Source organism: Paraburkholderia polaris, assembly GCF_012927345.1.
GTDB classification, from domain to species: Bacteria; Pseudomonadota; Gammaproteobacteria; order Burkholderiales; family Burkholderiaceae; genus Paraburkholderia; species Paraburkholderia polaris.
In genome coordinates this window covers 1-22060 of record NZ_JABBGJ010000054.1, presented here as the reverse complement: position 1 = coordinate 22060, position 22060 = coordinate 1, and the positions used below count along the sequence as shown (strand labels likewise).

19 protein-coding genes are annotated in these 22060 nt (G+C 61.9%); 3 read left to right on the top strand and 16 right to left on the bottom strand.

From position 1 onward, the window contains the following. Positions 1 to 85: 85 nt before the first annotated feature. The 15 genes from HHL24_RS37070 to HHL24_RS37000 form a co-directional block, all read right to left on the bottom strand. Entirely contained in the window at positions 86 to 1873 is a 1788-nt protein-coding gene (locus HHL24_RS37070; protein WP_169490253.1) for an acyl-CoA dehydrogenase C-terminal domain-containing protein, read from the bottom strand. 99 nt (positions 1874 to 1972) lie between these two features. Beyond that, positions 1973 to 2572: a TetR/AcrR family transcriptional regulator gene (locus HHL24_RS37065; protein ID WP_169490252.1), complete on the bottom strand. Its 600-nt coding sequence runs from the start codon at positions 2570 to 2572 to the stop codon at positions 1973 to 1975. A 226-nt stretch (positions 2573 to 2798) separates the two neighbouring features. Further along, positions 2799 to 4058, bottom strand: coding sequence for a cardiolipin synthase ClsB (clsB, locus tag HHL24_RS37060; protein ID WP_169490250.1), 1260 nt, complete (start codon positions 4056 to 4058; stop codon positions 2799 to 2801). After that, positions 4055 to 4555, bottom strand: coding sequence for a dihydroneopterin triphosphate diphosphatase (gene nudB / locus HHL24_RS37055; RefSeq protein ID WP_169490313.1), 501 nt, complete (start codon positions 4553 to 4555; stop codon positions 4055 to 4057). Before nudB ends, clsB begins: the two co-directional genes overlap by 4 nt. Before the next feature lie 193 nt (positions 4556 to 4748). Beyond that, complete coding sequence (gene aspS / locus HHL24_RS37050; protein ID WP_169490248.1) at positions 4749 to 6548, bottom strand: aspartate--tRNA ligase; 1800 nt, start codon at positions 6546 to 6548, stop codon at positions 4749 to 4751. 76 nt (positions 6549 to 6624) lie between these two features. Further along, positions 6625 to 7284 (bottom strand): DUF502 domain-containing protein, encoded by a 660-nt coding sequence (locus HHL24_RS37045; protein WP_169490246.1) that lies wholly within the window; start codon positions 7282 to 7284, stop codon positions 6625 to 6627. Positions 7285 to 7359: 75 nt separating this feature from the next. Further along, positions 7360 to 7764 (bottom strand): FmdB family zinc ribbon protein, encoded by a 405-nt coding sequence (locus HHL24_RS37040; protein ID WP_169490244.1) that lies wholly within the window; start codon positions 7762 to 7764, stop codon positions 7360 to 7362. A 181-nt stretch (positions 7765 to 7945) separates the two neighbouring features. Continuing rightward, complete coding sequence (locus HHL24_RS37035; protein ID WP_169490242.1) at positions 7946 to 8569, bottom strand: methyltransferase domain-containing protein; 624 nt, start codon at positions 8567 to 8569, stop codon at positions 7946 to 7948. Positions 8570 to 8598: 29 nt separating this feature from the next. Then, complete coding sequence (ubiB, locus tag HHL24_RS37030; RefSeq protein WP_169490240.1) at positions 8599 to 10176, bottom strand: ubiquinone biosynthesis regulatory protein kinase UbiB; 1578 nt, start codon at positions 10174 to 10176, stop codon at positions 8599 to 8601. Positions 10177 to 10191: 15 nt separating this feature from the next. After that, positions 10192 to 10836, bottom strand: coding sequence for a ubiquinone biosynthesis accessory factor UbiJ (locus tag HHL24_RS37025; protein WP_169490238.1), 645 nt, complete (start codon positions 10834 to 10836; stop codon positions 10192 to 10194). A gap of 153 nt (positions 10837 to 10989) precedes the next feature. After that, on the bottom strand, positions 10990 to 11982 hold the full coding sequence (locus tag HHL24_RS37020) for a Tim44 domain-containing protein (protein WP_169490236.1): 993 nt from the start codon (positions 11980 to 11982) through the stop codon (positions 10990 to 10992). A gap of 38 nt (positions 11983 to 12020) precedes the next feature. Further along, the gene (gene ubiE, locus HHL24_RS37015) at positions 12021 to 12752 is read right to left on the bottom strand and encodes a bifunctional demethylmenaquinone methyltransferase/2-methoxy-6-polyprenyl-1,4-benzoquinol methylase UbiE (protein ID WP_153137354.1); all 732 of its coding nucleotides are present in this window, start codon (positions 12750 to 12752) and stop codon (positions 12021 to 12023) included. A 67-nt stretch (positions 12753 to 12819) separates the two neighbouring features. Then, the gene (locus HHL24_RS37010; protein ID WP_169490234.1) at positions 12820 to 13233 is read right to left on the bottom strand and encodes a gamma-butyrobetaine hydroxylase-like domain-containing protein; all 414 of its coding nucleotides are present in this window, start codon (positions 13231 to 13233) and stop codon (positions 12820 to 12822) included. A 112-nt stretch (positions 13234 to 13345) separates the two neighbouring features. Next, complete coding sequence (locus tag HHL24_RS37005; protein ID WP_169490232.1) at positions 13346 to 13774, bottom strand: HIT family protein; 429 nt, start codon at positions 13772 to 13774, stop codon at positions 13346 to 13348. A 34-nt stretch (positions 13775 to 13808) separates the two neighbouring features. Further along, positions 13809 to 17903 carry a DUF3683 domain-containing protein gene (locus tag HHL24_RS37000; RefSeq protein WP_169490229.1) on the bottom strand — a complete coding sequence of 1365 codons (4095 nt, stop codon included), beginning with the start codon at positions 17901 to 17903 and terminating at the stop codon, positions 13809 to 13811. Positions 17904 to 18418: 515 nt separating this feature from the next. Between HHL24_RS37000 and ilvA the strand changes: the two genes are divergently transcribed. The 3 genes from ilvA to queF are packed head-to-tail and all read left to right on the top strand — an operon-like array spanning position 18419 to position 21689. Further along, a complete protein-coding gene (gene ilvA, locus HHL24_RS36995; protein WP_230417730.1) occupies positions 18419 to 19942 on the top strand; it encodes a threonine ammonia-lyase, biosynthetic in 1524 nt (507 codons plus the stop codon). A gap of 23 nt (positions 19943 to 19965) precedes the next feature. Then, a complete protein-coding gene (locus HHL24_RS36990; protein ID WP_169490227.1) occupies positions 19966 to 20868 on the top strand; it encodes a 5'-nucleotidase in 903 nt (300 codons plus the stop codon). Beyond that, positions 20865 to 21689 carry an NADPH-dependent 7-cyano-7-deazaguanine reductase QueF gene (queF, locus tag HHL24_RS36985; protein ID WP_169490225.1) on the top strand — a complete coding sequence of 275 codons (825 nt, stop codon included), beginning with the start codon at positions 20865 to 20867 and terminating at the stop codon, positions 21687 to 21689. Before HHL24_RS36990 ends, queF begins: the two co-directional genes overlap by 4 nt. Before the next feature lie 134 nt (positions 21690 to 21823). On the opposite strand, the gene HHL24_RS36980 is transcribed toward queF, so the two are convergent. Beyond that, positions 21824 to 22060 (bottom strand): IS66 family transposase (locus HHL24_RS36980; protein WP_169490223.1); only part of this gene is annotated, 237 nt, incomplete at its 5' end.

The window sequence follows — 22060 nt, the reverse complement described above, 5'->3', positions numbered from 1 at the left end:
ATGCGATGTCGCGTATTTTTCGCGATGTGTGGCTGGCGGCAGCGCCACGCGTTTTAAAGCGCGTGGCGCTTGCCGTGATGTGGCTTTAGAACAGGGACTCTTCGACGTCCATCATCGACTTCGAACCGGCGCGCGCCTGACGGATCGTCATGGCCGTTTCCGGCAGCAGTTTCGCGAAGTAGAAGCGTGCGGTAGCGAGCTTCGCCTTGTAGAACGGGTCGCCCGATGCTTCATTGTCCAGCGCGATACGTGCCATGCGCGCCCAGAAGTACGAGAACACCAGATGGCCGACGGTGCGCAGATACGGCACGGCGGCGGCGCCGACTTCGTCCGGGTTCTGCATGGCCTTCATGCCGATTTCCATCGTCAGCTTCTGCACCTTTTCGCCGATGTCGGCGAGCGGGTTGATGAACTCCTGCATTTCCGGCTTCACGCCTTCGGCTTCGACGAACTCCGACACGAGCTTGCCGAATTTCTTCATCTTCGCGCCCATGTCGCCGAGAATCTTGCGGCCGAGCAGGTCGAGCGCCTGAATCGCGTTGGTGCCTTCGTAGATCATGTTGATACGCGCGTCGCGCACGTATTGCTCCATGCCCCACTCGGCGATGAAGCCGTGGCCGCCATAAATTTGCATGGCATGGTTGGTACTCTCGAACGCGTTGTCCGAGAGGAATGCCTTCAGGATCGGCGTGAGCAGCGCGACGAGGTCAGCAGCTTCTTTACGCACCGATTCGTCGGCGTGCGACAGTTCCTTGTCGATGTGCAGCGCGGACCAGTACGAGAACGCGCGCGCGCCTTCGGCGTAGGCCTTCTGCGTGAGCAGCATGCGGCGCACGTCCGGGTGGACGATGATCGGATCAGCGGCTTTTTCCGGCGCCTTCGGGCCCGTCAGCGAACGCATTTGCAGACGCTCTTTCGCGTACACCAGCGAGTTCTGGTAACCGACTTCGGTCAGACCCAGGCTCTGCATGCCGACACCCAGACGCGCGGCGTTCATCATCACGAACATCGCGTTCAAGCCCTTGTTCGGCTCACCGACCAGCCAGCCCTTCGCGTTGTCGAGATTGATCACGCAGGTTGCGTTGCCGTGAATGCCCATCTTGTGTTCGATGGAGCCGCACTTCACGCCGTTGCGCTCGCCCGGTTCGCCCGCTTCGTTCGGGATGAACTTCGGCACGATGAAAAGCGAAATGCCCTTGGTGCCATTCGGTGCGCCCGGCAGACGCGCGAGCACCAGGTGAACGATGTTCTCTGCGAGATCGTGTTCGCCGCTGGAGATGAAAATCTTCGTGCCGCTGATCGCGTACGAGCCGTCGCTATTCGGTTCGGCCTTGGTGCGCAGGATGCCGAGGTCGGTGCCGCAATGCGGCTCGGTCAGACACATCGTGCCGGTCCAGACGCCCGCGACCAGCTTCGGCAGGTAACGCTGCTGCAGTTCCGGCGTGCCATGCGCGTGCAGACATTCGTACGCGCCATGCGACAGGCCCGGGTACATCGTCCACGCCTGGTTCGCCGAGTTCAGCATTTCATACAGCGCGTTGTTGACGAACGCGGGCAGGCCCTGGCCACCGTATTCCGGATCGCAGCCGAGTGCCGGCCAACCGGCTTCCACATATTGCTTATAGGCTTCCTTGAATCCCTTCGGCGTGGTCACGACGCCGTCGCCGGCGTACGTGCAGCCTTCCTGGTCGCCGCTGTGATTGAGCGGGAACAGCACTTCAGAGCAGAACTTGCCGGCCTCTTCGAGCACGGCGTTGATCGTGTCCGCATCGAGATCCGCGTGCTTCGGCATCTGCTTGATCTCGGCTTCGACGTTAAGCAGCTCGTGCAAAACGAATTGCATGTCGCGCAGCGGCGCGGCGTACTGTCCCATGACTCTCTCTCCCAAGTTTGACAAGGAGCCAGGCTGTTAGCTGAGTCCGTGGATCGGATCTTTCAGCGCCGCTGAATCTGTATAAGTTCGACGGCGTTGCTAACGGCTTTCGCTCTGATACGAAACAATCAATTTTTCCAGCGCGGCCCACGTAAGACGCACTGCATCCGGCAAGTGCAGAAAGCGCGCGTCGTGATGCAGGCCGAGCGTGACGCTGTACAGTTCGAACAGCATCAGCTGCGGATCGGTATCGGCGCGCAGATGCCCTTCTTCCATCGCCTGCGAAATGGCACGAGTGAGCGCGGCACGCCAGATCGTCACGCTCGACACCAGTTGCTCGCGCACCGGGTTGTCTCCGCGGTCGTCATACTCGACCGCGCCGCTGATGTAGATGCACCCAGTAGTGACTTCCTGAATGCGTTTCTCAATCCAGCGGGAGATCATCGCGCGCAAGCGCGGCAATCCACGAGGCTCACGCAAACTCGGGAAAAACACCTCGTCTTCGAAACGACGGTGATATTCGCGCACGACTTCGACCTGCAAATCTTCGCGCGACCCGAAATGCGCGAACACACCGCTTTTGCTCATCTGCATGCGCTCGGCCAGCAACCCAATCGTCAGACCTTCCAGTCCGTCGCGGCTTGCCAGATCAAGTGCTGCTTCGAGAATCGCGACTCGTGTTTGTTCGCCTTTTCGCATAGCTTTTTACCGTTCTAATGTGACCGAAATAAAATCGAACGGCCGTACTATTATTGTGTGCGACCGTCCGCGAAACAAGGACTTTATTAGAAACCGGTTTCTAACCTGGTTTCAATTCTGCGGCATCCGTCAATCAGAGGAAGGAGATTTTTTAGAGGCGTTTGCCTTCTTTTGTTTCCGTTCATTGACACCGCGTCCTTGCGCTTATGTGAGAGAGGAGGAAGGGCTAGTCATAGCCACCCACCGTCAACAGCTTCATCACGGCCCGGTAGGTCGTGTAGGCGAGCCAGTTGAGGGCGCGCTCGCCCGCGGGGCGGGCCTCGTAGCGCGCCTCGTCGATCCGGCGCGAATCCTTGAACGCGGCGAGGATCGCGTCCCGCAGCGCGTCAATCGACGGGTCGTTCACCAGCACCACGTTGGCTTCGTTGTTGAGCATCAGGCTCAACGCGTCGAGGTTCGACGAGCCGACTGTCCCCCAATTCGAATCCACCACCGCGACCTTGCCGTGCAGCAGGGTTTTCTCGTACTCGGCGATCTGCACGCCGGCTTTGAGCAGCGCACGATACAGGAACGGCACGGCGTAATCGAGCGCCCTGAACTCCTTGCGCCCGACGATGAGCTTCACGTCGACGCCGCGCCGCGCCGCGAACACCAGCGCGCGCCGCAGCTTGCGGCCCGGCATGAAGTACGGATTAGCCAGCAGCACTTCGCTGCGCGCCTGGCCGATCGCGGTCAGATACGCTTTTTCGATAGCGCGACGGTTGATCAGGTTGTCACGTGCGACGAAGGCCACGCACGGCTGCCCGCCGGCCCACAGCGTCTCGTTGCGGTTGCGGCGCCGGCGACGCAGGGTGCCGAGCGACGCCATGGCCTTCGGCCCAAGATCGGGCTGAAGCGATTCCAGAGGCCGATGCCCGAGACGGATCCGCTGCCATTGCACCTCGAACGCCTGGCGGATATCGGCTACCACCGGCCCGTGCAGCTCCACTGCGAAATCCCAGCGCCGGTAAAGCAGCTTCTCGCCGTTGTTCTCGTAATCGTCGACGATATTGATGCCACCGCAGTAGCCGAACTGATCGTCCACCACCGCGATCTTGCGGTGCGTACGCGAGAAGCCGAAACGGCCGAACAGATGCGGGTTGTAGATGCGGTGGTCGATGCCGGCGAGCGGCCATTCGTTGAACATCTCAAGGCGCGCGGTGCCGATGCCGTCGGTAATCGCGCGCACCTTCACGCCGCGCGAGGCTGCGCGCAGCAAGGCCGCGCTGACGGCCTGCCCGGCGCTGTCGTTACAGAAGATATAGGTTTCGAGAACCACGTCGCTCTGCGACGCGTCGATGCGTTCGATCAGCGCGGCGAAGAACTCGTCGCCGGAACGCAGCAGCTTGACGTCGTTGCCGCTGGTGAAGCGGTAGCGCTGCCAATAACGGCGGCCGAGCAGCGATTGCCGGAGTCGCGCGAAACGGCGCGCGCCGCCGACGCTCACTGGGCACGCTCCTCGGGCTGGCCATTCAGGCGCCCAGCGAGCCGTTTCGGCAATTGCAGGATCGCGTCGGCATTCGACGACGAAAAGCAGCGCGAGGCCGCCTCTTCATAGGGCAGCCACAGAAACGCGGTGTGCTCGCGCGGCGCGAGCGTTACCTCGAGTTGTTCGGGCACTTCCAGGCTGAACCAATGCTCGGTGTTGTGGACCACGCCTTCGGCATAGCGATGCCGGAACTGGGGGTAGATCTCATATTCGATCGAGTACCGCCAATCGAACAGCGCGCTGTGCGGCACGAGCGTACTGCCGATTACGATGCCGGTTTCCTCGGCCACTTCGCGCGCCGCCGTCTCAATGAAGGGTTCGTCGAGCTGGTCTTTCGAACCGGTCACCGATTGCCAGAAATCCGCGTGATCGGCACGCCGGATCAACAGCACATCGAGCGCGGGCGTATGGATGACGACGAGTACGGATTGCGGGATCTTCGGCGGTTTCAGCATGGCGTAAAAACTGGGCGCAACGCTTGCGCGGTACATGTCGGCGAGTGGTCCGATGAGCGGTCGAGACCGGTTGCTGCGACTGTAACGCAAAAAACGAAAAAGGCGCATCACGCGCCTTTTTCGTTTGCTTCTTCAATCGCTTCTTCGTCCCACTTGGGCTGCCGGTCTTCAGACAGCCCGCGTTCGGCTCAGCTTAGACCTTCGGTTCCGGCTGACGCAGACGGATGTGCAACTCGCGCAGCTGGCGCTCGTCCACTTCGCTCGGCGCCTGCGTGAGCAGACACTGCGCGCGTTGCGTCTTCGGGAACGCGATCACGTCGCGAATCGAATCGGCGCCGGCCATCATCGTGATGATGCGGTCCAGACCGAATGCGATACCGCCGTGCGGCGGCGCGCCATATTGCAGCGCGTCGAGCAGGAAGCCGAACTTGGCTTGCGCTTCTTCCGCGTTGATCTTCAGCGCGCGGAACACCTTGCTCTGCACTTCTTCACGGTGGATACGCACCGAACCGCCGCCGATTTCCCAGCCGTTCAGCACCATGTCGTAGGCCTTTGCCAAGCAACGTGCCGGATCCGTTTCCAGATACTCGAGGTGCTCGTCCTTCGGGCTCGTGAACGGGTGATGCGCGGCGACGTAGCGGTTGTCTTCCTCGTCGTACTCGAACATCGGGAAGTCGACCACCCACAGAGGCTTCCAGCCGGATTCGACCAGACCGTTGGCCTTGCCGAATTCCGAATGACCGATCTTCAGACGCAGCGCGCCCAGGCTGTCGTTCACCACCTTCGCGCGATCCGCCGCAAAGAAGATGATGTCGCCGTCTTGCGCGCCGGTGCGCTCGATGATCGCCTTGACCGCTTCGTCGTGCAGGTTCTTGACGATCGGGCTTTGCAGACCGTCACGCCCCTTCGCCACTTCGTTGACCTTGATCCACGCCAGGCCCTTCGCGCCGTAGATGCGCACGAATTCCGTATAGCTGTCGATGTCGCCACGCGAGAGCTCGCCGCCCTTCGGCACGCGGATCGCCGCGACGCGGCCATCTTTCGTGTTGGCCGGCGTGCTGAACACCTTGAAGTCGACGTCCTTGACGGCGTCGGTCAGGTCGGTGAATTCGAGCTTGACGCGCAGGTCCGGCTTGTCCGAACCGAAGCGGCGCATCGCTTCCGAGTACTCCATGACCGGGAATTTCTCGGCCAGTTCGACGCCGATCGTTTCCTTGAACACGTGACGGATCATCGCTTCGAACAGATCGCGGATTTCCTGTTCCGACAGGAACGAGGTTTCGCAGTCGATCTGCGTGAATTCCGGCTGACGGTCAGCGCGCAGGTCCTCGTCGCGGAAGCACTTGACGATCTGGTAGTAGCGATCGAAGTTAGCGACCATCAGCAACTGCTTGAACAGCTGCGGCGATTGCGGCAGCGCGAAGAACTGACCCGGGTTGGTACGCGACGGCACGAGGTAATCGCGCGCGCCTTCCGGCGTGCTCTTGGTGAGCATCGGCGTTTCGATGTCGATGAAGCCCAGCGAGTCCAGATACTTGCGCACTTCGATCGCGACGCGGTAACGCAGACGCAGGTTGTGCTGCATCTGCGGACGGCGCAGGTCGAGCACACGGTGCGTGAGGCGCGTGGTTTCCGACAGGTTGTCGTCGTCGAGCTGGAACGGCGGCGTGATCGATGGGTTCAGCACGATCAGTTCATGGCACAGCACTTCGATCTTGCCGCTCTTGAGCGAGGCGTTCGTCGTGCCTTCCGGACGGGCGCGAACCACGCCCTTGATCTGCAGGCAGAACTCGTTGCGGACGCCTTCGGCCGTCTTGAACATCTCCGCGCGATCCGGATCGCAGACGACCTGAACGAGGCCTTCGCGGTCGCGCAGGTCGATGAAGATGACGCCGCCATGGTCGCGGCGGCGGCTTACCCAGCCACACAGCGAGACGGATTGGCCCAGCAGTTCTTCGGTCACCAGACCGCAGTATTCAGATCTCATCGACATGATGTTTGTCTTTCGTTTTGCATTAGTTGAACGGCGCGCAGCAATCAAACACGGCGTGAAACGCTGCGCACCGGCATTACAGCGGAGGCTCGACTGTCGTGCGGCGCACCGGCGCGGGCGGCGACGGCACGGACGGCGCCACGACGCCCATCGAGACGATGTACTTGAGCGCAGCGTCGACCGTCATGTCGAGCTCGATCACTTCGCTCCTCGGCACCATCAGGAAGAAGCCGGACGTTGGGTTCGGCGTAGTCGGCACATACACGCTGACGTGATCTTCTTTCAAGTGGTTGACCACGTCGCCGCCCGGAATGCCGGTCAGAAACGCAATCGTATAGGAACCGCGGCGCGGGTACTCGATCAGGAGCGCCTTGCGAAACGCATTGCCGCTGCTCGACAACAAGGTGTCCGACACCTGCTTCACGCTGGTGTAGATCGGGCCGACCACCGGAATGTGAGCGACCACGACTTCCCACCACTTCACGAGCTTCTGGCCGATGAAGTTTTGCGTCAACAGCCCGACGACAAAGATGAACGCCAGCGTCAGCACCGCGCCGAGGCCCGGCAAACGGAAGCCGAGCGCACGCTCCGGCTGCCATGAGGTCGGCAGCAGCAACAGCGTCTGGTCCATCGTGCCGATGATCAGGCCGAGCACCCACAGTGTGATAGCCAGAGGCACCAGCACCAGCAGGCCAGTCAGGAACACCGATTTGAGCGTCGTTTTTTTCGTCGTCATGTGTACCGCCAGAAAGCCGCGCGAGCCGATACCCGACGCGCGGCGTGTGCGCCGCCCCTGAGGGCGGCAGTCCCACTAGGCGCTGCCGGAACCGCTCGAACTCGCCGATGCGGCGGGTGCGGCAGCAGGCGCGGCAGGCGTTGCGGCTGCGCCCGATGAAGCGGCGGCCGCCGTGCCATTGGCCGGAGCCGTGTCGGATTTCGCTGCGCCGTTATTCCCGGCTGCGGCGTTCTCGCCCGAATTCGCATTCGAGCCGCCATCCGCGTCGGGCTTGGCCGGCGCGCTCGCGCCGCCGTTACCGCCGCGGAAATCGGTTACATACCAGCCGGAGCCCTTCAACTGGAAACCGGCAGCAGTCACCTGCTTGCGAAATGTGTCTTTCCCGCACTCGGGACACTGCGTCAACTGGGGGTCGCTCATCTTCTGAAGCACGTCCTTCCCGAAGCCGCATGACTCGCAACGATAAGCGTAGATCGGCATGAACTTTTCCCTACTGAAATCTTGTAAACGCTTGCAAAGCCTTGAATTATAGCCGCATATGGCTAGTCACCCGCGAATTTCGGGGACGAGCGCCAGACGCAGCCGCCGTTCACCTAAATGGGGGCGGCCGCTATCGAATCAAGTGCGGCCTGAACCACCGTCAAACGCGGCGGCGGCGTGCTCAACCACGACGGCGCCAGGTCATCCAGCGCTCGCGGCCGGCAAAGACGGCAATCGAGTCGTTCACGGCTTCATCTTCGATCAGATCGAAGTGCGGCATGAGCAACGCGTCGAGTTCAGCGCGCTCGATGCCGAACGGCGGCCCTTTCTGCGTCGCGCCGATGAAATAGAAACCCGCCAGCAACGCGCCAGCTGGCAACAACTCGGCCATCCGTTGCGCGTAGTCTGCACGGCGTGCCAACGGCAGCGCGCACAGGAACGCGCGCTCGTAGATCCATGCCGGCGTGAACGGCGGCTCATAAGCGAAGAAGTCAGCCTGCTCGACCAGTTGCGCATGCTGCGCGCCCAATTGCTCGCGCGCGGCCGCTACGGCGGCCGGCGAGAAATCGATCGCCCGAACTGGATTACCTTGCTGCGCTAGCCATAGCGCTTCGTAGGCACTGCCGCAACCCGGAATCAGTACCGCGGCGTCGCGATGCCGCTCGGCGAACGCCTGAAACGCCGCCGGCACGCCAGCCTGATCCCACGGCGTGAATTGGCGCTCGAAGCGTTCGTCCCAGAACTCAGGCGAGTTGGGGTCGCGGGTCGCGAAGTCGGGCGCGGGAGGCTGGGTCGGGTCGCTCATCAGATGCCTCGTATGGATCAGGATCGGGATCACCCGCCGTAGGCGAACGCCAGAAACGCTCGCGCCAGCACCGCGCCGACGCCCACCGCCACGCCGAACAGCAGCAGCCCTTGCAGCAACCGGTTGGTGCGCTTTTGCTCAAGCAGAATCTGGCGAATCATGTCGTCGTTCGCGCCGCGAGTGTTGTCATGACGGGCAGCCAGCACGTGATGGATCAGGCGCGGCAACTGCGGCAGCGTCTTGCTCCACTGCGGCGCCTCGATCTTCAGCCGCTCGTACCAGCCGCGCAGACCGATCTGCTCGTTCATCCAGCGCTCGAGATAGGGCTTGGCCGTCTTCCACAAGTCCAGTTCAGGATCGAGCGAGCGGCCGAGCCCTTCCACGTTCAGCATGGTTTTTTGCAGCAGCACCAGTTGCGGCTGGATTTCCACATTGAAGCGGCGCGAGGTCGAGAACAGGCGCATCAGCACCTGGCCGAGCGAAATATCCTTCAACGCGCGGTCGAAATAGGGCTCGCAAACCGCGCGGATCGCGCTTTCCAGTTCTTCGACACGCGTAGTAGGCGGCACCCAGCCGGACTCCAGATGCAGCGTGGCGACGCGGTGGTAATCACGTTTGAAGAAAGCGAGAAAGTTCTGTGCGAGGTAGTTCTTATCGAAGTCCGACAGCGCGCCGATGATGCCGAAGTCGAGCGCGATATAGCGGCCGAAGTGTGCCGGATCGAGGCTCACCTGAATGTTGCCCGGGTGCATGTCGGCGTGAAAAAAACCGTCGCGGAATACCTGGGTGAAGAAAATCTCGACGCCTTCGCGCGCCAGCTTCGGAATATCGACGCCGGCCGCACGCAACGTCTCCACCTGGCTGATCGGCACCCCGACCATGCGCTCCATCACCAGTACCGTGGGCGTGCAGAACTCCCAATACATCTCCGGCACCAGCAGCAGATCGAGCCCGGCGAAGTTGCGGCGCAACTGGCTGCCGTTAGCCGCTTCGCGCATCAGATCGAGTTCGTCGTGCAAGTACTTGTCGAATTCGGCGACCACCTCGCGCGGCTTGAGGCGCTTGCCGTCTGCCCATAGGCGCTCGGCCCAGACGGCGATGTCGCGCAGCAAGGCCAGGTCGGAGTCGATCACCGGCAGCATGTTCGGGCGGAGCACCTTCACGGCGACCGCCTTGCCCGCGTGCTGCCCTGCTTTCACCTTCGCAAAGTGAACCTGCGCGATCGATGCACTCGCCACCGGCACTCGCTCGAAATCGTCGAACAGCACGTCGACCGGCGCCCCGAGCGACTTCTCGACCAGCCCGATCGCCACCGCCGAATCGAACGGCGGCACCTGATCCTGCAGCTTGGCCAGTTCATTGGCGATATCGACCGGCAGCAGATCGCGCCGCGTGGACAGCACCTGGCCGAACTTGACGAAGATCGGCCCGAGGCTTTCGAGCGCGAGCCGCAAGCGCACGCCCGGCGGCGCGTCGAACTTGCGACCGATGGTGGTGATTCGCAGCAGCAGACGCACACGCCGGTCGTTGACGCGGCTGAGCATCATCTCATCGAGACCGAATCGAATGACCGTGAAGAAAATCTTGAGGAAACGCAGAAAACGCATAGTTGTGCCCAGTGACTAGCGCGTGCCGCGCGACGTGGCGGCGCCGCCCGGCGCATTGGCGCCGTGGGCTTCGACCTTCTGTTCAAGACGCTCGATGCGCTTTTCCACGCGCGCCAAAGCATCGCGGGCGCGGGCCAGTTCGACGTTGAAGTCTTCAAGCGCTGCGCGGCGCACCAGTTGTGGATTTTCGTCGAGAAGATATTCGGCGGCTGTGTCGAGCAGATTGCGCCCGGTACGCCGTGCGTGTTCGCCGACCGTACGCACGACCGACGCGACCCGCCACGCCGGACCGTCGCCGATCAGCTTCGCCAGATCTTCTTCCGGCTCCCAGCGCAGATGCTCGGCGAGCTTGGCGATCACCGTCGCAAACTCGGCGTCGCCTTCGATCTTCACGTGCTTCATCACGGCGGCCTGGCCGCCTTGCACGAAGGCCGGCAACGCATCGGACGGCACCGAGATGATCACATCGAACTGTTGCGCCTCGGTTTCGTCGACCGCGCCCAGGTAGCCGTCCGGTTGCACCAGCAGCATCAGCACGACCGGCGGACAGGACAGTCTCGCGGTCTTGCCCGCGTACGGGGCGAGGCGCTCACGAGCCCACGATTCGCGGGCGAGCAGGTGATTGACGGCAGCAGCGAAGGGCTTGGCGGCGAGGGTCATTGAAAGTGGCAAGAAAAAACCCGCGCAGGCAAGGTGCCCGCGCGGGTTCCTATTGTAACGTCCGTTCGCTTCGCGGCTTGCTATGCCGAACGGCCAATGCTTTGTGCGAAGTCAGGGCAAGCAGTGCTGCCTCGGCTCCGTCTCGCTGCTGCCTTAGTGCTGTGCCACCTGCTGAATGCCGGCCAGCAGCCAGCCTTCGCCAGGCCGGTTCGACTTTGTCAGGTTCCAGACCTCGACGAACGGCTCAGCCGCTGCACCGGCCGTTTCGCGGATCAAGCCAGAGAAGCGCACGCTGGCGAAGTATTCGGTCGCGCGTTCTTCAACGCCCAGCAACTCCGCGTTCAGCTGCACCACGTCCGTCTGATTGGACTCGGCACCGCGCGAGTTCAGATCGACCTTCACTTCGGCGAACATTTCCGGCGTGGTGAATTCGCGGATGTCTTCCGAGTTGCCGACGTCCCACGCAGCTTGCAGGCGCACGAAGTAGACCTTGGCGTTACGCAGGAACGCTTCCGAATCGAAGCCCGCCGGTACGGCCGGGGCCGTGTTGATGGACGGCGTGCTCAGCGGGTTGCCTTGCGGCTCGAGGTACGAGCCCGTGGGCGGAGCGGTGTAGCTCGGTTCCTGCGCGTAGCCGGTGCCGCCCGAATTCAACGACGGCGAGCCGCCCGCATACGCCGGTTGCGCCGCATCGCGCTTGCGGCCCATGAAGCGGCGGACCAGCCAGATGCCGATCATCGCAATGACCGCGATCACGATGATGTTGGCCATGGCGCCAGCGAACGCGCCGCCCAGACCGAAATGCGACAACAGCGCCGCGATACCGAGGCCGGCCGCGAGACCGGCAATCGGGCCAAGCCAGCGCGAGCGGTTAGGCGCCGCGGCCGGCGTCGGCGCGGGCGCCGGTGCCGGCTGCGCGCGCTGCTGCATGGCCTGATTGCTTTGGGAAGGTTGCGACGGGGTCGACTGTTGCTGAACCGTGTTCGACTGACGGCCGAGACTACGGCCACCGCCCATGCGGCGGGCTTCCGCATCGAGCGAGGCGAGAGAGCCGGCCATGATCAGACCGACCATCGCGATCAGTCCGATTCTTCTCACCAACGACCGCCCAACCTTACGGGGAGATAACACACCTGAATCGGACATTTTCGTACTTTCCTTTAAAAATCGATGGGTTAGGAACCCTAGTATTTGGTCCCCACATGTAAAGCTACCACGCCAGCTGACAAATTGTAATATTTGACGCCGTCCAGGCCCGCTTGTTCCATCATTGTTTTTAAAGTTTCCTGGTCCGGATGCATCCGGATCGATTCCGCCAGGTAACGGTAGCTCTCAGCGTCCTTCGCAAAACGGTCGCCGAGCCACGGCAGCACCTTGAACGAATAGACGTCGTAGACCTTTTTAAGCGGATCCCACACCTTCGAGAACTCCAGCACCAGCAGACGGCCTGCCGGTTTCAACACGCGCCGCATCTCGGCCAGCGCCACATCCTTGTGCGTCATGTTGCGCAAGCCGAAGGCCACGGTCACTACGTCGAAGTAATTGTCCGGAAAGGGGATCTTTTCAGCATCGCAGAGCAGCGCCGGCGTGATCACGCCCTTGTCCAGCAGGCGGTCGCGGCCCACGCGCAGCATCGATTCATTGATGTCGGTGTGCCAGACTTCCCCGGTCTCGCCCGCCTGTTTGGCGAACGCCTTCGACAGATCGCCCGTGCCCCCCGCAATATCGAGCACCTTGAAGCCCGGCCGGACGTTGGCCTGGGCGATCGTGAACATCTTCCACGCCCGGTGCAACCCGCCCGACATCAGGTCATTCATCAAGTCGTAGTTGGAGGCGACCGAGTGGAACACGCCCGCCACCTTCTGCGCTTTTTCCTGTTCGTCGACCGATTGAAAGCCGAAGTGGGTTTTGCTCATCGCGCTCGTCCTTTCGCGTATTCTGAAATGTTGCGCCGCATCAGTGCGGCGATCAGGGCGAATCGTATCAGTGACAGTGCCCGTGCGCAGCACCAGCTGCCGCCATCGGCGCATCGCGGTCGACGCCGGCCGCTGCCAGTTTGGCGAGATAGTTGCGCCAGAGTTCATCCTGACGGACGGCCATGTCGTGCAGCAGGTCCCAGGAATAGATACCGGTGGCGTGCCCGTCGGAGAAAGTCGGCTGTACCGCATAATTGCCGACGCCTTCGATCATCGTGATCGTGACGTCACGCTTGCCGGTTTGCAGCGTCTCCTGGCCGGGCCCGTGGCCCATCACTTCGGCTGACGGCGAATACACCCGCAGCAGTTCGAACGGCAGGCGATACGTTTCGCCGTTTGCGTATTGCAATTCGAGTACGCGCGATTTGGAATGCACGACCACGCCGGTCGGCACGGGGGTATCGGGAGTCAGTCCACTCATGTTGACCTCATAAAGAAAACGCCCGGCCGCCCCAAGTTTTCCGCCCCGCAGGAAGTCCCCCCGGGGATTGCCCCCTCGGGGACTTGGTGCGAAGCGACAGGTTTGGGGGTGCTCAGCCAAGCGCCTGTTCGATTTCCTGTCGGACCGCTTCGCGCAGCAGGGTAGCTTGCGCGCGGCGCGACGACAGCATGGCCTCGGACACCGTGCGTTGGCGCGGCGCCCAGATCGGCAGCGGGAAGTGAGCGTCGTTCGAAAAACGCGGAATCACATGCCAATGCACGTGCGGGACCTGGTTGCCGAGGCTCGCCAGGTTGACCTTCACCGGCTGAAGAATGCGTCGGATCGCACGCTCGACCGCGTACACGGCCCGCATCACGCGATCGCGGTCGGTTCCGGCGAGATCGGAAAACTCGGCGACATGCTTGTTCCAGATCACCCGACAAAAGCCCGGGTAATCGTGTTCGTCGGCGAGGACGACACGCAAGGTGTCGTCCTGCCACAGCACATCGCCGCCATCTTCACGGCAAAAAACGCAGTCCATCGTCGTCCTCAGGCAAAAATCGTCAGTCGTGCCATTAAACCAGCACGCGCTCGATTCCGCCATTGTTCGCCCGCTGGACGTAATCCGCCATCCAGTCTTCGCCCAGCACGTGACGTGCCATCTCGACGACGATGTAGTCCGCCTCGGTGCCCGCGTCGTCGTTATAGCGCGACAGCCCTTGCAGGCAGGATGGGCAGCTCGTCAGGATCTTCACGTCGGTGGCGCCATTTGGCTGCGGGCCGTCGCCCGCCTTGAGCACGGAGCCGTTCGGCGCGCCCGCCGCGCCGGCCGACGCGTTAGCCGTATTGATCGCGTTCGCGCCCGCTTCGCCCACCAACGGAATGCCGCGCAACTTGGCCGCACCCTTGCGCATTTCCTCCTCCTTGCGGAAGCGAACTTGCGTCGAAATATCCGGGCGCGTCACCGCGAGTGTGCCGGATTCGCCACAGCAGCGATCGTTCTTCTCGATCTTGTAGCCGTCCTTCTCCGACCCCATCAGTTCATTGACGAGCTTGACCGGGTCCATCGTCTTGATCGGCGAGTGACACGGGTCGTGATACATGTAGCGCACGCCGTTGACGCCTTCGAGCTTGATGCCCTTCTCGAGCAGAAACTCGTGAATGTCGATGATCCGGCAGCCCGGGAAGATCTTTTCGAATTCGTACCCGGCGAGCTGGTCGTAACACGTACCGCACGACACCACCACCGTCTTGATGTCGAGATAGTTCAGCGTATTCGCGACGCGGTGGAACAGCACGCGGTTATCCGTGACGATCTGCTCAGCCTTGTCGAACTGGCCCGAGCCGCGCTGCGGGTAACCGCAACACAGGTAGCCCGGCGGCAGCACGGTTTGTACGCCCGCTTCCCACAGCATGGCTTGCGTCGCCAGACCCACTTGCGAGAACAGCCGCTCGGAGCCGCAGCCCGGGAAGTAGAACACGGCCTCCGTATCGGCGTTGGTCGTCTTCGGATTGCGGATGATCGGGACGATCTTGTTGTCTTCGATATCGAGCAACGCGCGCGCGGTTTTCTTCGGCAGATTGCCCGGCATCTTCTTGTTCATGAAGTGGATCACCTGCTGCGTGACCGGCGGCTTGCCGACCGTAGCCGGCGGGTGCGCCGTCTGCTTCTTCGCGAACTTCTTCAGCACGTCGTTGCCGAGGCGCTGCGCCTTGTAGCCGATGCCCATCATCGCCGTGCGCGCGAGGTTGATGGTCTGCGGGTTGGTAGCGTTGAGGAAGAACATGCCGGCCGCGTTGCCCGGATTGAACTTCTTCTTGCCCATCTTGCGCAGCAGGTTGCGCATGTTCATCGTCACGTCGCCGAAGTCGATCTTCACCGGGCACGGCGTCACGCATTTGTGACAGACGGTGCAGTGATCGGCCACATCGTTGAACTCATCCCAATGCTTGATCGACACGCCGCGGCGGGTCTGCTCTTCGTACAGGAACGCCTCGACCAGCAAGGAAGTGGCGAGAATCTTGTTGCGCGGGCTGTACAGCAGGTTCGCGCGCGGCACGTGAGTCGCGCACACCGGCTTGCACTTACCACAACGCAAACAGTCCTTGATCGACTCGGAAATCGCGCCGATGTCGGACTGCTGCATGATCAGCGATTCGTAGCCCATCAGGCCGAAGCTCGGCGTGTAGGCGTTGCGCAGATCAGCGCCTTCGAGCAGCTTGCCCGCATTGAAGCGGCCATGCGGATCGACGCGCTGCTTGTAGGCGCGGAATTCGCCGATTTCCTCGTCGGTCAGGAACTCGAGCTTGGTAATACCGATGCCGTGCTCGCCGGAGATCACGCCGTCGAGCGAACGCGCCAGCTTCATGATGCGCGCGACCGCCGTGTGGGCGTCCTGCAGCATCTCGTAGTTGTCAGAGTTGACCGGCAGGTTCGTGTGGACGTTGCCGTCGCCCGCGTGCATGTGCAGCGCGACGAACACGCGGCCACGCAGTACCTTCTTGTGGATCGCCTGGGCTTCTTCAAGGATCGGCTTGAATTCGCCGCCGTTGAAGATCTGACGCAATTCAGCCCGGATCTCCGCCTTCCACGACACGCGCACCGTGCGGTCTTGCGTGATATGGAACACGGTCGCATCCGGCTGCGCGTCCGCGCGATCGGCGAACTTCTCCGCCAGCCCTTCGTAACCGAGGCCGACCAGATAGTGCTGCGCTTCACGCAAGGACAGATCGAGCTTGTCGCGCAGGAATTCCCAGCGCGTGCGCACTTTCGTCAGCAGATCGAGCGCCTGTTGCACGCGATCTTCGAGCAACTCTGCGCTCGGGATTTCGTTGGCGTCGTCGCTCTTGCCGAGCGGCAGCTTGCCGCCCTTGAAGAACGCTTCGAGCGCGTCGACCAACTGCAGCTTGTTCTTGATCGACAACTCGATATTGATGCGCTCGATGCCGTCGGTGTACTCACCCATCCGGTCGAGCGGAATCACCACGTCTTCGTTGATCTTGAACGCGTTGGTGTGCTTGGCGATCGCGGCGGTGCGGCTGCGGTCGAGCCAGAAACGCTTGCGCGCCTCGGCGTTGACCGCGACGAAACCTTCGCCGCTCTTGCCGTTGGCCATGCGCACGACTTCCGAGGTGGCGTGCGCGACCGCGTCCGCGTCGTTGCCGACGATGTCGCCGATCAGCACCATCTTCGGAAACGCGTTGCGCTTGCTCTTGGTCGCATAGCCGACCGCGCGCAGATAACGTTCGTCCAGATGCTCGAGGCCGGCGAGAATTGCGCCGCCCTGCTTCGACGTTTCGAACAGATAGTCTTTGATCTCGACGATGCTCGGAATCGCTTCACGGGCTTGACCGAAGAATTCGAGGCAGACCGTGCGCGTATGCGCCGGCATCTTGTGCAGCACCCAGCGCGCCGACGTGATCAGCCCGTCGCAGCCTTCTTTCTGCACGCCCGGCAGACCGGCCAGGAATTTGTCGGTCACGTCCTTGCCAAGACCTTCCTTACGGAACACGCGGCCCTTGATGTTGAGCGCTTCCGTGCGCAGCAGCTTTTCGCCCGGCGCGTGGCTGCCGTCGAACCACTTCAGCTCGAAACGCGCGACTTCGATGTCGTGGATCTTGCCCATGTTGTGGTCGAGGCGTGTGACTTCGAGCCAGTTCCCTTCCGGGTCGACCATGCGCCACCAGGCGAGGTTGTCGAGCGCCGTGCCCCACAACACCGCTTTCTTTCCGCCCGCGTTCATCGCGACGTTGCCACCGACGCAGGATGCATCCAAAGAAGTCGGATCGACGGCGAACACGAAGCCGGCCTGCTCGGCCGCTTCGGTCACGCGGCGCGTGACCACGCCTGCACCGGAGAAAATCGTCGCCACCTTGCGATCGACGCCCGGCAGTTCGGTCATTTCGACCGCGCCCAGTTGTTCGAGCTTCTCAGTGTTGATGACGGCCGAGAACGGCGTAAGCGGCACCGCGCCGCCTGTGTAGCCCGTGCCGCCTCCGCGCGGAATCACGGTCAGACCGAGCTCGAAACACGCCTTGATCATGCCGGCGATCTCGGCCTCGGTATCCGGCGTCAGCACGACAAACGGATACTCGACACGCCAGTCGGTCGCGTCGGTCACGTGCGAGACGCGGGACAGGCCGTCGAACTTGATGTTGTCTTTTTCGGTGACCTTGCCCAGTACCTTGTTCGCGCGACGGCGCAGATCGAAGGTCTTCTGGAATTCGCTCTCGAAATCGTCGACGGCGCGGCGTGCAGCCGCAACCAGCGTTTCAACGCGAGCGGCCCGATCGATGCCCGCTTCATCGCCGTGCTCGACCAGATCGGCGCGACGGCGCTTTTCGATCTCGGTCAGCCGATGGTGCAGCGCCTCGATCAGCAGCGCGCGGCGTTTCGGATTGTCGAGCAGGTCGTCTTGCAGGTAAGGATTGCGGCGCACGACCCAGATGTCGCCGAGCACTTCATACAGCATCCGCGCCGAGCGGCCGGTGCGGCGTTCCGCGCGCAGTTCGGCCAAAGCCGCCCAGGCTTCGTCGCCGAGCAGACGGATGACGATTTCGCGGTCGGAAAACGACGTGTAGTTATAGGGAATTTCGCGCAAACGCGCTTCGGGATCGGCGGCCACCGCAATGGCGGCCCCGTGCGGATCGAAAACTTGAGGTGCGTTCATGTTCGGACGACTCGGTGGGTCAACCGGGCGCGCTCATCTCTGTGAGGCGCCGGCGGACGATGCGCGTGGAGCGCAATGCTGGAAATCTTCTTGGGGAGCGAAGCGCAACCGACGGCCTACCCACATCGGTCGCTTCACGGCGCTCAGAGACAGCTACACGATCGTGCTTGGCGGACGTGACGCTCCGCCGCGGGGCAAGACTCACGCGGGACGGGCATCAAATGGGCGATCCGAGGCTGCCAGTGCATCTTCCGATCCTTATTCCAAAATGGAATTCTACCCCATGATCCAGCCGCGCGTTGACGCCTGAAATGGGAGTTGTGGCGGGACTTCGGGCGTTTTTGGGTTGAACAGCGCCCACCAGCGCATACGAATAATTCTTCGACCGAACGGTCGGGCGGTCCTTTTCCGACATCCCTCGGGCGTACGCCGAGGGTTCGCTGAAGGCCAGAGCGCACACCGTTGGCGCTATCATTGACCCTTTCCCGTCTCACAAAGCGCTCCGCGCCACCCGCATGGCTTCCCACGACTACCTGAAGAAAACCCTGACCGCGCGCGTCTACGACGTGGCCCGCGAGACCGAACTCGAACGCGCGCCGAATCTGTCGGCACGGCTCTCCAATCCGGTCTATCTGAAGCGCGAGGACAACCAGCCGGTGTTCTCGTTCAAGGTGCGCGGCGCGTACAACAAGATGGCGCACATTCCGGCGGACGCGCTGGAGCGGGGCGTGATTACCGCGTCGGCGGGCAATCATGCGCAGGGCGTGGCGCTGTCGGCGGCCCGCATGGGCGTGAAGGCGATCATCGTTGTGCCGGTGACAACGCCGCAGGTGAAGGTCGATGCGGTGCGCGCGCATGGCGGGGCGACGGTCGAAGTCGTACAGTTCGGCGAGTCCTATAGCGATGCGTACGGACATGCAGTGAAACTGCAGGAAGAGCGCGGCCTGACTTTCGTCCATCCGTTCGACGATCCGTACGTGATCGCCGGCCAGGGCACGGTCGCGATGGAGATTCTCAGCCAGCATCAAGGCCCGATTCACGCGATCTTCGTGCCGATCGGCGGCGGGGGCCTGGCGGCAGGCGTGGCTGCGTACGTGAAATCGGTGCGTCCGGAAATCAAGGTGATCGGCGTACAGACCGATGACTCGTGCGCGATGGCCGCGTCGCTGAAAGCAGGTGAACGCGTCACGCTGAACGAAGTCGGGCTGTTCTCGGACGGCACCGCGGTAAAGCTGGTGGGCGAGGAAACCTTCCGCCTGTGCAGCGAATATCTCGACGACGTGCTGCTCGTGAACACCGACGCGCTGTGCGCGGCGATCAAGGACGTGTTCCAGGACACCCGCAGCGTTCTTGAACCAGCTGGCGCGCTGGCCGTGGCTGGGGCCAAGCAATATGCCGAGCGCGAAGGTCTCGAGAACCAGACGCTGATTGCGATCACGTCCGGCGCGAACATGAATTTCGACCGCATGCGTTTCGTGGCCGAGCGTGCTGAAGTCGGTGAAGCGCGCGAAGCCGTGTTCGCCGTGACGATCCCTGAAGAGCGCGGCAGTTTCCGCCGTTTCTGCGAACTGGTGGGCACGCGCAGCGTCACCGAGTTCAACTACCGAATTGCGGACGCGAATTCAGCCCATATCTTTGTCGGCGTGCAGATCCGCAATCGCAGCGAATCGGCGCAGATCGCCGGTGCATTTGAAGCACACGGCTTTGCCACCGTCGATCTGACCTTCGATGAACTGTCGAAGCAGCACATCCGCTACATGGTCGGCGGCCGTTCGCCTTTGGCGCATGACGAACGCCTGTTCCGCTTCGAGTTTCCCGAGCGGCCGGGCGCGTTGATGAAGTTCCTGTCGTCGATGGCGCCGAACTGGAATATCAGCCTGTTCCACTACCGCAACCAGGGCGCGGACTACAGTTCGATCCTGGTCGGCATCCAGGTGCCGGAGAGCGAGAACAGCGAGTTCGAACGCTTTCTGACGACGCTCGGCTATCCGTACTGGGAAGAGACGAAAAACCCCGTGTACCGCTTGTTCCTCGCTTGATTTTTTTGGACTGAAACGCGCAGATGGCTCTTTCGCTCGTCGACAAACTGGTGGTGGCAATCTCGTCGCGCGCGCTGTTCGACTTCGAGGAAGAGAACTGCGTGTACGAGAAAGGCAACCTGCGGGCGTATGAAGCGTTGCAGCGCGAGCGGCTGGCGGTGCCCGCCAAACCGGGCGTGGCGTTTCCGCTGATCCGCAAGCTGCTGGCGTTGAATGCAGGCGGCCATCGCGTCGAAGTGGTGATCCTGTCGCGCAGCGATCCGATCAGCGGACTGCGCGCATTTCATTCGTGCAGGGAGTATGGGCTGGCGATCGAGCGTGGTGTGTTCACGCGTGGACGCGCGCCATTCGGTTATCTGAAGCCGTTGAACGCCTCGCTGTTTTTGTCCGCGAACCAGGACGATGTGCGCGACGCATTGGCCGCCGGATTTCCGGCCGCGCGCGTCTTGCCAGAATCGGCGAAAATGGCGAGTACGTATCCGGACGAGATCCGGATTGCCTTCGACGGCGACGCTGTGCTGTTTTCCGACGAAGCCGAGCGGGTGTTTCAGAAAGATGGCCTGCGAGCGTTCGTCGGCCATGAGATTCACAACAAGGATTTGCCGCTCGCGGATGGGCCTTTGAAGCCGTTGCTCGAAGCGCTGCACCGGCTGCAGAAACTCGCGGATGAAGCCGCGCCGATGCATATTCGTACGGCATTGGTGACAGCGCGCTCAGCTCCGGCGCATGAGCGCGCGATCCGCACATTGATGGCGTGGAACATCGAAATCGACGAAGCGATGTTCCTCGGCGGCCTCGACAAGAGCGCGTTTTTGCGCGAGTTCGAGCCGGACTTTTTCTTCGACGACCAAATTGGCCATTGCGAATCGGCCCGCGTCGTGACGGCGACGGGGCACGTGCTGAGTGGCATCGTGAACGCATCATGACACCCGAACAATCACCGCTGGGTAAGGCTTCCACTTACACCGAACAATATGACGCTTCCCTGCTCTTTCCGATTGCCCGGAAGAATGCGCGCGAGGCGATTGGGATTGGCGCGCAGTTGCCGTTTTTCGGCACGGACATCTGGAATGCTTACGAGCTTTCCTGGCTGAATGCGCGCGGCAAGCCGCAGATCGCAGTGGCGACTTTCTTTGTGCCGGCTGATTCGCCGAATATTGTCGAGTCGAAGTCGTTCAAGCTCTATCTTGGGTCTTTTGCGCAGACGGCTTTTGAGTCAATGGAGGTTGTGCGCGACACGATCAAGCGCGATGTTTCCGCTTCTTGTGGCGCGACGGTTTCTGTTCATCTGACGGCGCCGTACGAGTTCGGCAAGCTGCAGATGGAAGAATTTGAAGGCTTGTCGCTGGATCGGCTCGATCTGGATACTGATGTTTATCAGCCGGATGCCTCATTGCTGAAGGCCGCGCTTGACGAGGCCCCGGTTGAAGAGACTTTGTTCTCTAACTTGCTGAAGTCGAATTGTCCGGTGACCGGGCAGCCTGACTGGGGCACCGTGCAGATTCATTACGTCGGGCCGCAGATCGATCATGCGGGTCTGCTGAGGTACATCATTTCTTATCGGAATCACACCGGGTTTCATGAGCAGTGTGTCGAGAAGATTTTTATCGATGTGATGAAGGCTTGTAAGCCGGTTAAGCTTGCCGTCTATGCGCGCTATACGCGCCGCGGGGGGCTGGATATTAATCCGTTCCGCACCAACTACAACCTGCCCATGCCGGACAATATGCGGCTGGCTCGGCAATAGGGATGGGTGGTTTGCCTGTGCGGCGCTTTGTTTGTCTGTAGGTCTGGGTTTGGTGCCTTTTCTTGATTTGTTAGTGGTCTATTAGCGTTCGCCCCTGTGCGGGGCAGGCACTTACTTTCTTTGCCGCCGCGTAACTATTCAGCAGCCGGAAGCGGCGAAACGACGAATCCGGCGAAGCCCAAAGCCAGCGCATCGATCAGCGAACGGTTCTGTTTGCGCAGACTGGCAAGGTAGGAGCGGATCGTGCAGAACGCTTCCATGCCTGATACCGCACGGAAACACCCTGAGATTTTCTGTTTGAGCTTGGGCATGCGGATATCGCGTTCGGCCTGGTTGTTGTCGAACGGTACCCGGTGATCGGCAATGAAGCG